The organism is Pseudaquabacterium rugosum, from assembly GCF_038066575.1.
Taxonomy (GTDB): Bacteria; Pseudomonadota; Gammaproteobacteria; order Burkholderiales; family Burkholderiaceae_C; genus Pseudaquabacterium; species Pseudaquabacterium rugosum.
This window is the reverse complement of sequence record NZ_JBBUTF010000023.1, coordinates 20,909-36,090: the sequence shown is the minus strand read 5'-3', so window position 1 is coordinate 36,090 and position 15,182 is coordinate 20,909. Positions and strand designations below refer to the sequence as shown.

6 protein-coding genes and 1 pseudogene are annotated in these 15,182 nt (G+C 76.2%); 6 read left to right on the top strand and 1 reads right to left on the bottom strand.

The window, feature by feature from the left end:
* Positions 1-112 precede the first annotated feature (112 nt).
* Positions 113-3,247, top strand: a complete 3,135-nt coding sequence (locus AACH11_RS20650; RefSeq protein ID WP_341376160.1) for an ATP-binding protein — start codon at positions 113-115, stop codon at positions 3,245-3,247.
* Positions 3,248-3,418: 171 nt separating this feature from the next.
* Here the strand turns inward: AACH11_RS20650 and AACH11_RS20645 are convergent, their stop codons facing one another.
* Positions 3,419-7,342 carry a hypothetical protein gene (locus AACH11_RS20645; RefSeq protein ID WP_341376159.1) on the bottom strand — a complete coding sequence of 1,308 codons (3,924 nt, stop codon included), beginning with the start codon at positions 7,340-7,342 and terminating at the stop codon, positions 3,419-3,421.
* 380 nt (positions 7,343-7,722) lie between these two features.
* On the opposite strand from AACH11_RS20645, the gene AACH11_RS20640 reads away from it, so the two are divergent.
* The 5 genes and pseudogenes from AACH11_RS20640 (at position 7,723) to AACH11_RS20620 (ending at position 15,059) form a co-directional block, all read left to right on the top strand.
* A complete protein-coding gene (locus AACH11_RS20640; protein WP_341376158.1) occupies positions 7,723-9,027 on the top strand; it encodes a DUF3348 family protein in 1,305 nt (434 codons plus the stop codon).
* Positions 9,024-11,762: a hypothetical protein gene (locus tag AACH11_RS20635; RefSeq protein ID WP_341376157.1), complete on the top strand. Its 2,739-nt coding sequence runs from the start codon at positions 9,024-9,026 to the stop codon at positions 11,760-11,762. The genes AACH11_RS20640 and AACH11_RS20635 overlap by 4 nt, the downstream gene beginning before the upstream one ends.
* Positions 11,763-11,819: 57 nt before the next feature.
* Positions 11,820-12,470 (top strand): annotated as a pseudogene (locus AACH11_RS20630) (OmpA family protein); the annotation flags it as partial.
* Positions 12,471-12,628: 158 nt separating this feature from the next.
* Positions 12,629-13,810, top strand: a complete 1,182-nt coding sequence (locus AACH11_RS20625) for a DUF2894 domain-containing protein (protein ID WP_341376156.1) — start codon at positions 12,629-12,631, stop codon at positions 13,808-13,810.
* A gap of 277 nt (positions 13,811-14,087) precedes the next feature.
* Positions 14,088-15,059, top strand: a complete 972-nt coding sequence (locus AACH11_RS20620; protein ID WP_341376155.1) for a dioxygenase family protein — start codon at positions 14,088-14,090, stop codon at positions 15,057-15,059.
* The last annotated feature ends 123 nt before the right edge of the window (positions 15,060-15,182 follow it).

Here is a 15,182-nt window from a genome sequence, read left to right as displayed (position 1 = left end):
CGAGGCGGCAGACCACCACGGCGACGGCCATCGACAATCGGAGGCATGCGGCAGCGCTGCCGCACCGCAGCACGCCTTGACAGGCGCCGCCCCGCTCCCGAACCATAGTCCGATGGCCGACCACCTGCCCCCCGACGCCTCCGCCGCCCCGCCGCCACCGCCCGAGCGGCCGCAGCGCTGCTTCGTGACCATGCTGTTCTCGGACCTGACGGATTCCACCCGTCTGTCCTCGCTGCTGGAGGCCGAGCACTACGCCGCCCTGCTGGCCCAGCTGTCGCACGCCTACTGGACGGTGGTCGCACGCCACGGCGGCTATGTGGTGCGCATCCAGGGCGACGGCATGCTGGCGGTCTTCGGCTACCCCGAGCCGATGGAGGACGACGGCCGCCGCGCGACCGAGGCTGCGCTGGAGCTGCACGCCACCGTGCGCAGCCTGGCCGTCGATGCCGCGGTGCGGCGCCACGGCCCGCTGAGCCTGCACAGCGGCATCCATGCCGGCATGGTGCTGGTCGGCGAGGGCGACATCGTGCGCGGCCGGCTGGAGCTCTCGGGCATCGCACCCAATGTCGCCGCCCGGCTGGCCGCGACGGCCCAGGCCGACGAGCTGCTGATCAGCGCCGAGACCCTGGGGCCGGACAGCGGCCGCTTCGTCATCGGCTCGCGCCGCACGCTGCAGCTCAAGGGCGCGCCGACGGCGGTCGAGGCGCTGTCGGTGCTGGCCCGCACCTCGACCCACAGCCGCTACGAAGCCGCCGCCCGGCGCGGCCAGACGCCCTTCGTCGGCCGCGCCGCGCTGATCAACACCCTGGGCGATGCGCTGGACGCCGCCACCCAGGGCGCGGTGCGCGCGCTGGCCCTGGTCGGGCCGGCCGGGCTGGGCAAGACCCGGCTGGCGCACCATTTCCTGGACCGCAGCACCGCCGATGCCGGCATCACCGTGCTGCGCGCCTACTGCGACAGCCACCGCGGTGCCGAGCCGCTGCAGCCCTTCCTGCAGCTGCTGCGCACACTGGTCGCGCCGCCCGCCGGCGCCAGCGCCGAGTACCTGCTGCAGCACGCCCAGGCCCAGCTCGACCGGCTGGCGCCGGGCTGGCAGGCGCCGGTCGGCTTCCTCGCCCACACGCTGGCCCTGAAACTGCCGCTGGAGCTGCGGGGCCCGCCGCCGTCACCGCAGGCGGTGCACCAGGGCTTCGTCAGCCTGTTCACCGCGATGGCGCGCCAGCGTCCGCTGGCCATCTTCATCGACGACTGGCAGTGGGCCGACGACGGCTCGCACACCGTGCTGGCCGCGCTGACCGAGGCCGAGGCCCCGCTGCTGCTGCTGCTGTCGGCACGCGCGGCCGGCGCCGACGAGCTGCCGCTGCCGAGCGCGGTGCAGCTGCTGTCCCTCGAACCCCTGGCCGAGAGCGAGGCCGAGCGCACCGTCAAGCGCACCCTGCCGCAGGCCGATCCGCTGCTGATCGCCGAGATCTGCGCCTACGCCGGCGGCAATCCGCTCTACCTGGAGGAGCTGTGCCACCGCGCCCAGCACGATGCCCAGGTGCAGCCGGTGGTCAAGGTGCGCGGCGGCGAGGCCTGGCTGCACGGCCTGATCGCCGCCCGCGTGGCCCGCCTGCCCAAGGCCCAGCTCGATCTGGTGCGCAGCGCGGCCGTGCTCGGCCACACGATGCCGGCCTGGCTGTTCGAGCGGGTCACCGGCTGCTCGGTCGACGAGCCGCTGGTGCGCGCGCTCGCCGACGCCGACCTGATCTACCCGGGCGAACAGGCCGGCACGCTGCGCTTCAAGCACGGCCTGACCCGCGACGCCGTCTACGAGGGCGTGGGCCTGCAGGAGCGCATGCGCCTGCACCTGATGGCCGCACGCGCGCTGGTCGCGCAGTCCGAGCTCGGCACCATGGGCACCGATGCCTGCGAGGCCCTGGCCTACCACTTCGAGGCCGGCGGCGAATCGCAGCAGGCCGCCGCCTATGCCGAGATGGCCGGCGACCGCGCGCTGCAGGCCTCGGTGCTGGACCGCGCCAAGTCGCAGTACCTGGCGGCGCTGGGCTCGCTCGACCGCCTGGGGCCGACCCCCGGCGTCGTGCGGCGCTGGCTGGGCGTGGCCCAGCGCCTGGGCCTGGCCAGCGTGTTCGACCCCTCCGGCGACGACCTGCCGCGGTTCGAGCGCGGCCTGCAGCTGGCCCAGGCCGGCGGCGATGCGACCACCATCGCCCGCACCCGCTACTGGCTGGGCTACATGCACTATGCGCTCGGCCAGGCCCCGCAGGCGCTCGACCAGCTGCGCACGGCGCGCCAGCTGGGCGCCGAGGCCGAGGACGCACGGCTGATGGTGCAGATCGACGCCACGCTGGGCCAGGCGCTGGCCTCGGCCGCGCGCTACCACGAGGCGCTGCCGCTGCTGGACCAGGCCGCGGCGATCAAGCGCCAGCACCGCAGCGGTGCCGGCGCCGCCGTCGGCCTGACCTACACGCTGACCTGCCAGGGCTATGCGCTGGGCGACCAGGGCGCCTTCGCCCAGGCCAGCGCCTGCTTCGACGAGGCGCTGCACCAGACCGGCTGCGACCAGCCCGAGGTCGTCGGCTCGGTCCACGGCTGGTACGGCGCGGTGCTGATCTGGCAGGGGCGCCCGCGCGAGGCGATGCACCATGCCCGCGAGGCCTGGCGCCAGGGCGAGCGCGTGCGCAGCGTGCACCTGATGGCGATGGGCCGCGCGGTGCTGGGCTTCGCCCGCTGGCGCGACAGCGGCCAGCCGCGCGCCCTCGACGACCTGCGCGAGGCCGTGGGCTGGCTGGCGCGGCGCGGCAACGCGCTGTTCTCGTCGCTGAACCACGGCTGGCTGGCCGAGGCGCTGGGCGAGCTCGGCGACCGCCAGGGCGCCCGCCACCATGCGGCCCAGGCCCTGCGCCGCGCCCGGCGCAGCGATCTGCTGGGCGCCAGCGGCGCCTCACGCGCGGTCGCCCGCCTGCACCTGGACGACGGCGATCCGCGCGCGGCCGAGCGCTGGCTGCGCACCGCCCGCCACTGGGCCGGCGTGCGCGGCTCGCAGCGCGAGCAGGCCGAGAACGAGGTGCTGGCCGCCGAGATCGCCCTGGCCCGCGGCCAGCACGAGGCCGCCGCCCGCGCCATCGAGCGGGCCGATGCCGGCTTCGTCGCGATGGACATGGCCGGCCGCCGCGCCCAGCTGCAGCCGCTGCGCGAGCGGCTGGCGGCAGTCAGCTCCGGCACGGTGCCGCTGGCCGCGGGCTGAAGGCCGGGGAGCCTTCACCTCGGCCGTCAGCCCAACCGTCACCCAGGACGGCCGGCCACACCGGCCACATCGACGCCCCGGGCCGGACCGCCGACGCGAGCCGCCCGGACAGCCCGGACAGCCCGGGCCGCCCGGCCGCGGCGTCGGACCCGGCGGCCACCGCACGCCGGCTCAGGCCGGCAGCAGCTCCAGCACCGTCGCGCTCGGCGTCGTGCGCAGCTCGCCGGCGGCCAGCAGCGCGGCCACGGCACCGATCAGCGTGCCGGTGGCCATGTCGCGGCCCGGGCAGGCATGGGGGGCGTGGCCGGCGGCGGTGCTGTCCCAGTGGCCGCCGTAGATCAGGTCCAGCGCCAGCGCGGTATCGGCCTGGCCCTGGGCCGAGGCATCGGCCCAGGCCGAGCCCAGGCCCATCCAGACCACGTCGCCCGGCTGCACCTGCTGCGGACCGAGCGGACCCGGCGCCACGGCCTGGCGCCAGATGCCGTCGGCCACCGCGTCGGCCACCAGCGTGCGCAGCAGCGGCTCGCGCAGCAGCGCACGCATCTGCGGCGGCGTCGGCTGGCGGCTGGCCAGATCGAGCTGCAGGCCCCACAGCCGGCGGTCGGTGATCCAGGCCAGCAGCACCTTGACGAAGCTGCCCAGCCAGGTCGCCGGCAGGCCCAGGATCATCACCGCCACCGTCGCGCGCTCCTCGGCGGCGGTGATGTGGCCGGCCTGCACGGCCGGGCCGAGCACCTGCAGGGCCGCCCGCATGACCGGCGCCGGCAGGTCCTGGGATGAGAGCAGGCGCGTGCGGGTGATCCATTCGGCCACCGACCGCGCCAGCGGCCCACCATCGGCACGGGCCGCCGCCCGCACCGCCTCCGACGGGTGGGACGAGAACACGTAGCGCGCGATCGACAGCAGCGGCCCGGGCCGCAGCGCCGGGCCGCCGGCCGTGCGGTCGAACACCGGCATCAGCGTCGGGCTCAGCGGCTGTGCCTCGCTGCGCACGCCATCGGCACCGAACCAGCGCTGCAGCAGGGCGTCGAGCACCGCCAGCCCGGCCTCCTGCAGATCGACGCGCACCGGCACGCCGGGGCCGGCGGCCAGGCCACGTGCGGCCATCCCGGCCAGCACCCGCTGCATCAGCGCGAAGCCGGTCGCACAGGCCTGGTCCTCGCTGACGGCCTGGGCGATGGCGGTCTTCAAGGGCTGCACATGGGGCCGGGCATGGCCGCCCGCGGCCGGCGCCCCGGGGGTGTCATGGTCCTGGCCGAACGGGCAGCGGCCGACGGTCGCGCCCATGCGGGCATCGTAGCCGGCGGCGCTGTAGCGCGCACCGCCATCGGCCAGCACCGCGCGCACCGTCGCCAGCGAACCGGCGACCAGGTTGCGGCCGAAACGCTGCACCCCGCCGTGGGTGGTGCGCAGCGCCTGCCAGCGCTCGCGCCGGCCCTCGTCGTCCTCGAAGGCCTGCTTGGCGTCGGCATCACCGGGGCCCGGCAGATCGACGGCCAGGGGCGGCACGTCCGGCGCCGGTGCAGCCGTGCCGGTGCCCGCACCCGTGGCGCCGACCACCGCCACGGACGCGGCTGCAGACGTGGCGCCTGCGGCATCGGCGACGCCACCCGTCGCCGGTGCCATGGCCACGGCGGTGGACGGCATCGGCACCGGCACCGGCGACGGTGTCGGCGCCGTCGCGGCCGCCAGGCCCTGGTCGCGCACCAGGACCTCGAAACGCCGCAGCGTGTCGATCGACGGCACGAAGGCATAGAGCCCGTACATCAGGCGCGACAGCGGCTGCGTGCCGACGTCGACCCGCACCACCTGCTGGCCATGGACGAAGCGGTGGACCATGGACTCGCCGGCCGGCGGCAGGCCCAGGAAGGGGTCGGGCTGGGCGCTGTTGATGCCGCTGGCATTGCCGCCGGACAGCCAGCGCTGCAGGGTCTCGAACTGCTCGGCCAGGTTGGCGTTGTAGGCGATGAACATCAGGCCGCGGTCCACGTCCTCGCCCGGGCGGTGGGCCTGCAGCGGGCCGTAGCTCATGCCCCGGCGCACGATGCGCGGCACCGGCATGCCGCCGGCGCTCGGCGTGCGCGGGTTGGCCCGCCGCACGTGGGAGGCGAACGGGCACTGGGCGCCATCGGCGTCCTGCGCGTAGTCGAAGTCGTTGTCGCCGGCCCCGCGCCGCACGGCCAGCGGCCGGCCGGCGCTGTCGCGGCCCATCAGCTTGGCGCGCACCAGCTCGCGCGCGGCGGCCGCGTCGGGCACGCTGGTGGCCAGTTGCGGTGCCGCCTGCTCGACCGCACGGTCCAGGCGCTGCGGATAGAGCCGCAGCTTGCGCAGCACCAGGAAGCTGCCGTCGCACAGCCAGGCCGGCGTGCGGCCGTCGCCGTACCAGGCGGTCGGGTCACTGGGCGGCGGCAGCGACAGGCCGGGCGCCAGCGGGCCGTCGCCCAGGCTGTTGACGGCGCCCAGCAGCACGTCGCCCAGGCGCACGCCGTCGTCCCAGAACTGGGCGCCGGGCGCGGGGTCGAGCCGCGGCTGGCTCATGCCGTCGGCAAAGCCGAAGTGGTTGCGCGGCGCGGCCTCGCCGGCCACCGGCGGGCGCGACCAGCCGGCCTCGACGGCCAGCAGCTGCCAGGGGTCGTCGGCACCGGTGTGCGCGTCCAGCCACTGGCGCAGCGACGGCAGCAGCGCGCTGCGGTCGGCGTCGGGCCGGGTCTCGGGATCGACGGTGCGCAGCTGCACCAGCAGGTGCACCTGCTCCAGGTCCAGCGGCTGCTGCAGTGCGCCGGACAGCGGCCGCTGCCACTGCTGCGGATGGTTGAGCCGCAGATCGCCGAGCACGCCGGCCCGCTGGGCCATGCCCTGGCGGAAATCGGCCGGCAGCGCGTCGAGCAGGCCGTCAGCGCAACCGAGGGCGCGCAGGCCCGGCAGCGTCAGCGCCACGCTGGCGACGATGCGGCCGCCGCCGAGTGCGACGGTGCGCCCGTCGCTGACCCGCGGGCGCTCGCCCAGCGTGGCCTCGGCCAGCCAGCGCCGGGCGCGGGCCGCGTCGCGCACGCGCAGCAGCGCGACGGCGCCGCGCAGGCCCTGGCCGGGCGGCGGGCTCAGGCCGTCGAGCACGCCGGTCTGCACGCGGGCGCGCAAGGCCTCGCGCGGCGACAGGGTGGCCGGCAGCTCGGGCCGCGGCAGGGCCACCGGCGGGCGGTCGGCCCGCGCCGGGCGCTGCCAGGCGGTCGGGTGCATCAGCCAGTCGAGCTCGCGCGCGGCGCTGCGGTAGAGCGCATCGTGGCGGCCGCCGGGCTGGAACAGGCCCTGGGCGGTCCAGCCGCGCAGATCGGCCAGCAGATCCTGGGCGAAACGCCACAGCACACTGGCATCGTCCAGCGGCACCGGATCGGCCAGGGCCGGCGCACGGCCGAAGAAGGGCAGCAGCGCGAACAGCGCCTTGAGCGTGCGCAGCGAGGCCGCCACCGCGGCCGGCGACGGCGGCGTGGGTGGCGCGGTCGGCGGCAGGGCCAGGCGCGCGGCCTGCAGATCGGCATCGGGGCGATGGCCGTCGCGGCGCTGCAGCGCCTCCAGCCGCTCCAGATAGGCGCGGTCGGCCACGGTGCCGGGCGAGTCGGCGAAGAAGAACTGGCTCGGGATCTCCTTGGCGCGCACCCAGCGCAGGTAGTCGTCGTAGCTGCAGGCGGCGGCCAGCGGGTAGTCCGTCGTGTGGCAGAACATCAGGTCCAGCATCGAACCCAGCGGCTTCCAGATCAGCCGCATGTAGGGCTCCAGCCCGCCGTCGAAGGTGACGTTGAGCAGGAACTGCTGGCTGCCGGTGGCGCTGCGCGGCAGGATGGCGAAGCGGAAGAAGTGCACGTCGCGCACACGGGCGACGAAATCGGGCAGCGGGCCCGGCCAGGCATCGGATTCACGGGCCGCATGGCGGGCCGCATCGAGCAGGGCCAGCACGCAGCGCAACCGCCAGACATGGCTGCGGCTGTCGAAGATGCCGTCGATCAGGCCGGGCTTGAGCTCGGCCAGGACCGTCAGGTCGGTGATGCCGTGCAGCTGGGTCGGCGGATTCAGGCGCACGGGCGGACGGGCGACGTTCATCGGCGGATTTCCTCGCGGGGGATCGAGCGGACGGACCGGTCGCGGACCGGGGGCCCTGGTGGCGCCCCGCGGACCGCACGACACGGCCCGACACGGTGAGAGGGCAGGAGACAACGGACGAAAAAGGACCGTGGCGGCCCGCAGGCCGCCCACGCTGCGCCGCACTCTAGGCAGCCGCTGGAGCGGCGCCAGCCCCCGCAGGACCGCACACCCACAGGATTGGGGAGAACGGGTCGGGTCTCTCCGTCGGTCGGCGTACGGAATTCCCGCTGCGGACCCCGGTGCCCTCTCGTGCCGCCCGGTCCGGGCACCGTCGCGGTGCCCGGGTACGGACGGTGCTTGGCTTAGACTGCGCGGTTTTTCTCGTCCACCCCCCCTGAATGAACCCCACGCCCGCGGCCAGCGCCCTGCCCGAGCTGCTCGCACGCTGGCAGCAGGCGCCGCTGCGCCCGCCGGCCGGCGATGTCGTCGCGCGCCTGGCGGGCTGGCTGGGCTGGACCGACGCGATCGCGCTGTCGGGGGCGGTCGCCCGATCGGGCGGATCGGGCAGCGCCGGCGGCACGCCCGCATCGGCGGCAGGCCGGGACCTGCCGCCCGCCGGCACGGACCCGCGGCACCGGCGCGAGGCCCTCGCGCTGCGCGCCGAGCTCGACGACCGGCTGGCCTGGCTGCACACCAGCCTGGCCGACGGTCTGGCACAGGACGAGACCTGGCAGACCGACCCCTTGCCGGCCCGTGCCGGCGGCCGCGTGGGCACCGGCGCGCCGCGTGCGGAGGGTGATGCCGCCCCCCGTACGGCCGCACCCACCACGCAGAGCGCCGCCGGGTTCGCGCCGCTGCGCCGCCACCTGGCCGCCGAGCAGCGGCGGCTCGAACAGTTCGTCGCTGACTGGCGGGCCCGGCTGCGCCAGCGCCTGCCGGCCATCGACCCGGCGCTGGCCGCGGTGGCCGCGCTGGACACGGTGTTCGAGGACACGCTGCGTGAACGCGAACGCCATCTGCTGGCGCAGGCGATCGGCCTGCTCGAACAGCGCTTCCATGCGCTGCGCCAGGCCGAGGCGGCCCCGGGCCCACAGGCCATCACCCCGGCCGGGGTGCCGCCCCGGTCCGCCGATCCGGCCACGGCCGGCACACCTGCGAGAGGAATGGCGGGCGGAATGGCAGCAGACGCGCCCCAGTCGATCCCGACGGCCGCGGCCGGGCCCGCATCCGCCCACCCTGCCCCTCACTCGGCACACACGGCACACGCGGCGCACACGGCCCCCACGGCGCCCCCCCACGCCGCGATGCAGGATCTGGCGGCCCTGCCGCGCCTGCCACCACGGCGTCCGATCGGCCGCGCGCTGGCCAGCCGCCAGCTGGCGGCGAACGCCCACCTGGCCGGCCCGGGCGCGGCTCCGGGCTCGGGGTCCACGCCCCTGCCCGTGCACAAGGCCGGCCTGAGCCCGGCGCCCGACCTGCCGGCCTGGCGGCGCACGCTGGCTGACGAGGCGCTGGCCCTGCTGCAGGCCGAGCTGGCGCTGCGCTGGGCGCCGGTGGCCGGCCTGCTCGAACTGCTGGAACGCGCGGGCGGCCTGGCCGGACCCGCGCCGGCCGCCGGACACCCGTCCACCACGGCCCACGCCCCCCGCACCGCCCCTTCCCGCGCCGACCGGCCCTTGCCGCCGGCCGCACCCACCCGATGAACCGACTGCTGCCGCCCATCGTCTTCGCCGCCGGACTGCTGGCCCCGCTGTGGGTCGCCGCCAGCCATCTCGGCGGTCATCCGCTGGCCCTGGCCATGGTCGCGCTGACGCTGCTGGCCTACCTCGCAGGTTGTGCGGAACTGCGGCGCCACCAGCGCGACGGTCAAGGGCTGGGCCAGGCCCTGGCCGCGCTGTCCGACACCGCCCCGGCCGATGTCGCCACCTGGCTCGACGGCCTGCCCGCACGTTGGCGCGGCACGCTGCGGCTGCGCCTGCAGGGTGAGCGCACGGCGCTGCCGGCCCCTGTGCTGACGCCTTATCTGATCGGCCTGCTGGTGCTGCTGGGCATGCTGGGCACCTTCATCGGCATGGTCGCCACGTTGAACGGCACGGTGGCCGCACTGCAGTCGGCGGCCGATCTGCAGGCGGTGCGGCAGGCGCTGTCGGCACCGGTGCAGGGCCTGGGCATGGCCTTCGGCACCTCGGTGGCCGGTGTGGCCGCCTCCGGCGCGCTGGGCCTGCTGGCCGCGCTGCAGCGGCGCGAGCGGCTGGCGCTGGCCGGCCGCGTCGACCAGGCGCTGGCCGGCGCACTGGCGCCGCACCACCGCGGCCGCCAGCGCGAACGCACCTGGCAGGCCCTGCAGCAGCAGGCCGAGGCCATGCCGGCGCTGGCCCAGCAGCTGCAGACGCTGGCCGAGCAACTGGCCGGCCAGCAGCAGGCGCTGGCCCGCGACCTGGCCGACGGCCAGCGCGACTTCCAGGCCCGCAGCCTGCAGACCTGGCGCGAGCTGGGCGAGCAGCTGGGCAGCCGTCTGCACGAGGGCGTGGCCCGCGGCGCCGAGACCGCCAGCGCCGGGCTGCAGCCGCTGCTGCAATCCGGCCTGCAGCAACTGGCCCACGATGCACGGACGCTGCACGAGACGCTGGGCCACGGCCTGGGCGAGCGCCTGCAGCAGCTCGGCCAGCGCCTGGGTGAGGACAGCCAGCAGCTGCAGCGCCAGCTGGGCGAGCACGGCCAGTCCCTGCTCGACCAGCTGCAACAGCAGTCACGGACCCTGCACGACACCCTGCTGAGCCGCGGCGCCACGCTCGATGCCGCGCTGCAGACCCGCGCCGAACAGCAGGACCGCATCGCCAGCGCCCAGGCCGAGGCCCTGGGCCGCCAGCACGAGGCACAGGCCCTGGCGCTGCAGCAGACGCTGGCCGAGCGCGAACAGGCCCTGAGCCAGCGCCTGCAGGACTGGCACGCCGCCCAGGCGCAGCAGCTGGACACGCAAGCCCGCGGCCTGACCGACGGCCTGCTGGCCCAGGCCGGCACGCTGCAGACCACCGTGCAGCAGCAGGTGCAGGCGCTGCAGGCCCAGGCCGCGCAGCTGCTGCAGACCCACGAGCAGGCGCTGCAGGCCCAGCGCCAGACGTTGGCCGACGACGGCCGCACGCTGCGCGAACAACTGCTGGCCCATGGCCAGACCCAGGCCGAGCGGCAGACCGCTGAAGTCAGCCGTCAGCTGCAGGCGCTGACGCAGGCGCTGGAGCAGCGCGTCGGCGGCCTGGGCCAGACGCTGGAGACCCGCCTGGGCGCGCTGACCGACGGCCTGGGCCAGGGCCTGGCACAGCTGGCCGGCCGCGTCGATGCGCCGCTGCAGCAGCTCGGCAGCCGCCTCGACCAGGGGCTGCGGCAGTCGGTCGAGGCGCTGCAGGCCCTCGGCCATGACCTCGACGGCCGCCTGCAGCAGCAGACCGCGGCCGTCAGCGGCCAGATGGCCGACAGCGCGACACAGGTCAGCACCGCACTGGCCGAGGCCGGCGCGCGCTGGGACACCCGCCTGACGCAGAGCACGCAGACCCTGATCGAGGGCTGGCGCGAGAGCCTGGGCGCCCAGGTCCGCGACAGCGTCGAGACCCAGCACCGCCTGCACGCGCAGGCCGAGGCCGAGCAGGCCGCCGCCGCCCAGGCCCGCCAGGCGCTGCAGGAGCAGCTGGCCGCGCGCCAGGCCGCCGGCTTCGAACAGCTGCTGGCCCAGATGCAGCAGCGCCTGGCCGCCCAGACCGAGGCCGATCTGGCCCGCCAGCGCACCATCGCCGAGACCCTGGAGGCCAGCGCCCGCCGCATCGCCGAGCAGGGCGAGCAGCAGTCGCGCACCCTGCTGCAGGACGTGCAGCGCCTGCTGGTGGCCGCCACGGACGCCCCGCGCGCCGCCACCGAGCTGATGGAGCAGCTGCGCCAGCAGCGCAGCGAGGCGCTGGCCCACGACAACGCCCTGCTGGCCGAACGCCAGACGCTGATGCAGACGCTCGGCGGCCTGCTCGACGGCCTGCAGCACGCCACCCACCAGCAGCGCGCCGGCATCGACGCGCTGATCGACGGCACCGCGCGCACGCTGGCCACGCTCGGCGAGCGCCAGGCCGACCAGCTGGGCGAGGCCACGCGCCAGCTCGGCGAGCTGGCGCTGCGGCTGCAGGGCAGCGCGGTCGAGGTCGGCACGCTGGGCGAGGCCTTCGGCCAGGCCGTCGCCCACTACGCCCGCAGCAACGAGCAGCTGGGCGGCCAGCTGCAGCGCATCGAGTCGGCGCTCGGCCAGTCGATGGCCCGCAGCGACGAGCAGCTGGCCTACTACGTGGCCCAGGCCCGCGAGCTGATCGACCTCAGCCTGCTGTCGCAGCAGCGCATGCTGGCCGACCTGCAGCGCATCGGCCAGCAGGGCGTCGGCACGGCGGCCGAGCGGGTCGGCTGAACCGGCGACGCCCGGCCCGCCCCATCCTTTCCGCCCCCCACGCCCTGACCGAACCCGATGGCCTTCGACGCCGAATTCGACGATGACGCCCTGGCCGACGGCCCCGAGCCGGCCGATGCCGGCGGCGGTGCGCCCTGGGCCGTCTTCGGCGACCTGATGACCGGCATGCTGGGCGCCTTCGTGCTGCTGGTGGTCTGGCTGATCGCCTCGCAGCTGGACCTGACGAGCCGGCTGCAGGCCGAGCAGCAGCTGCGCCAGGCCGAGCAGGCCCGCCGCCAGAGCCTGGAACAGGCCCTGGCCGGCCCGCTGGCCGGCGGCCGCGTGACGCTGCGCGACGGGCGCATCGGCATCAACGGCAGCGTGCTGTTCGCCTCCGGCTCGCACGAACTGCAACCGGAAGGCCGCGAGCTGCTGCGCAGCCTGGCCGGCCCGCTGGCGGCCTATCTGGCACGCCGCGAGGAGCTGCTGATGGTCAGCGGCTACACCGACGACCGCCTGCTGCGCCAGGGCCAGAGCTATGCCGACAACTGGGAGCTGTCGGCCCAGCGCGCGCTGACCGTCACCCGCACCCTGATCGAGGCCGGCCTGCCGGCCGAGCGCGTGTTCACCGCCGCCTTCGGCCCGCAGCAGCCGGTGGCCTCGAACGACAGCGCCGAGGGCCGGGCGCTGAACCGCCGGGTCGAGATCGCGCCGGTGCCGCGGCAGACCGGCGGCGGCACCGCAGGTTCAGGTGCAGGTTCAGGGGCAGGTGCGGGCGCAGGCACAAGCGCGGACGCGGCCGCGTCCGCAGGCGCGACCGCCGCCACCCTGCGCACGCCCGGCGACGCCGACCCGGGCGCGCCGCGCACCGACGCTCCGAGCAGCCGATGAGCCAGGCCCCCCGCGCCGCGGATGACGCGCCGCCCGTCACGGACATCACGGACGTCACGGAGGTCACGAACCTCGCAGACGCCGCGCAGGCCCGGCCGCCCTCGGCCTGGCTGGACGCCCTGCAGGCGGCCCGCGCGCGGCGGCTGCAGGCCGCGACCGCGGACGATCCGGCGCTGCTGGCGCTGCTGGGCCGGCGCTGGTCGGTGGCCCCCCCCGCGCCCGTGTCGGCATCAGGGACCGGGACGGGAGCGGGGACGGAGACGGGGGCGCCCCCCGGGTCGGCACCCGCGCGGCCGGGCCGCGGCCTGCAGGCCCTGCGCAGCCTGGTGCGGCAGATGCACGACGGCTGCAGCCTGGACGTGACGACGGCGGACCCGCCGCAGGCCGACCTTCCCGTGGCCGACGGCGCCACCAGCGCCAACAACGCCAGCAACGCCAGTAGTGCCAGCAACGCCCGCAGCGCCAGCAGCGCAGACAGCGCCCCCTTCGCCGGGCCGCCCGCCGCTCACCTCACCGCGACCGCCGGACCATCCCCCAGCGCGACGGCCGGTGCAGACCGCGGCGTGGACGACGGGACAGACCGCCATCGCGGCCGTCAGGGCACGGGCGGCGACATGAACGCCGCCGGCGATGCAGGCCCGGCGGATGGCGCGGGGGGCCTCATCAGCCAGGCGGCCGACAGCGCTCGCGCCCACGACCTCGGTCGCATCGGCGACCCACTCGGCGCGAATGGTGGCGGTGGTGGCGTCGGTGGTGTCGGTGGTGTCGGTGGCGTCAGTGGCCCCGGTGGCCTCCCGTCCGGGCCCGCACCCGGCGCGCCCGGCACGATCGGCGCCGCATCCCCGACCGGCATCCCCGCGCCGCCCCACCCGCCGGCCCGACCACAGCTGCGCACCGCCACGGTCTTCGCCCGCCGCTTCGACCGCCTGCGGCTGGACCAGCGCCTGGACCGCGCCCGCGCCGCCGCGCCGCAGAAGGCCGGCCCGCTGAACTCGCACGCGCTGGTGCTGCAGGCGCTGCAGACGCTGCAGCAGCGTGCGCCCGAACACCTGCAGCAGTTCCTGGCCCAGGTCGATGCGCTGGCCGCGCTCGAACAGCTGCTGGCCGAGACCGCTGACGGCACGCCCGGCACGCCGGCCACACCCGCCACGCGCCGCGGCGCCCGCCCGCGGCGCTGAGCCGCCGACCCGGGCCCACCGCCGGCCGCCAGTCACCTGCCACCGGGCGGCTGGCGCCAGGCGACATGCGCCCCGACGGCACGCACCCGAGAACCCGAGAGTGACGGCACGCCGTGCCCCCCCACGGCACCACGGACGCCCCCCGCACGGCCCGCGCACGAAACGCCCACCTGGCGCACCGGCAGCTGCGCCAGCGGAAACATGCGCGACACAGAGGCGCAGCACGGCCGCAGCCTGGATCAGGCACGATCTGCCGCCCATCTGCCCGGAGCCCCGCATGAGCCGCCGCCACCTGCCTGACGACCTGATCCCGCTGCGCGCCCTGCGCGGCGATGCCGTCCACGCGCCGGGCGCGGCGGCCGACCCCGGCCCCGCCAGCGCCACCAGCGGCCCTCCGCGGGCCGATCGCCGCCGACTGCTGCGCCTGCTGCCGGCCGGGGCGCTGGGCGTCGCCAGCACGGCCGGCGGTCTGGGGCTGGCCGGTCTGCTCGGCGGCTGCGGCGGCGCCGGCACCGAGGCCGGTGACGCCCTGTCCGACAGCAGCAGCGGGAGCAGCAGCAGTGGCAGCACCAGCAGTGGCACCGTCAGCAGCTGCAGCACCCAGCCCACCGAGACCAACGGCCCCTACCCGGCCGACGGCACGCGGGCCTCGAACCAGACGCTGAACGCGCTGGCGCTGTCGGGCATCGTGCGGCAGGACATCCGCAGCAGCGTGGGCAGCGCCAGCGGCACCGCCGCCGGCATCCCGCTGACGCTGAACCTGCGCCTGGTCAACGTCGGCAGCAGCTGTGCCGACCTGTCGGGCTACGCCGTCTACATCTGGCATTGCACCCGCGACGGCCTGTACTCGCTGTACTCGTCGGGCCTGACCGGCCAGAACTACCTGCGCGGCGTGCAGGTCAGCGACAGCGCGGGCGCGCTGAGCTTCACCACTGTCTTCCCCGGCTGCTACAGCGGCCGCTGGCCGCACATCCACTTCGAGGTCTACCGCAGCCTGAGCGCGGCCACCGACGCCGGCAGCACCGGCGACTGGGCGCTGGTCTCGCAGATCGCGCTGCCGGAGGCCGTCTGCCGCACCGTCTACGGCCAGGCCAGCGGCTACACCGGCAGCCTGAGCGCGCTCAACGGCATCACGCTGGCCAGCGACAACGTCTTCAGCGACGGCTACGCCAGCCAGATGGCCACCGTCACCGGCGACCTGAGCAGCGGCTACACCGCCGAGCTGGTGATCGGCCTGGCCTCGGCCTGAGGCCGTCGCCGACGCCCCCGAGGTGGGCGTCCCCGCCCCGGGCTGCGCTCAAGGAAACGCCGGGCCGCCCCAGGTTTCCTGGGCCCCCGCGGGGGCGGCGGGCCGGGCGCAGCCCGGCCATGG

What these genes read in the sequence shown, in the direction of transcription:
- AACH11_RS20635 (WP_341376157.1), top strand. Translation starts at nt 9,024, where the DNA reads ATGAACCGACTGCTGCCGCCCATCGTCTTCGCCGCCGGACTGCTGGCC.
- AACH11_RS20625 (WP_341376156.1), top strand. Translation starts at nt 12,629, where the DNA reads ATGAGCCAGGCCCCCCGCGCCGCGGATGACGCGCCGCCCGTCACGGAC.
- AACH11_RS20650 (WP_341376160.1), top strand. Translation starts at nt 113, where the DNA reads ATGGCCGACCACCTGCCCCCCGACGCCTCCGCCGCCCCGCCGCCACCG.
- AACH11_RS20620 (WP_341376155.1), top strand. Translation starts at nt 14,088, where the DNA reads ATGAGCCGCCGCCACCTGCCTGACGACCTGATCCCGCTGCGCGCCCTG.
- AACH11_RS20640 (WP_341376158.1), top strand. Translation starts at nt 7,723, where the DNA reads ATGAACCCCACGCCCGCGGCCAGCGCCCTGCCCGAGCTGCTCGCACGC.
- AACH11_RS20645 (WP_341376159.1), bottom strand. Translation starts at nt 7,342, where the DNA reads ATGAACGTCGCCCGTCCGCCCGTGCGCCTGAATCCGCCGACCCAGCTG.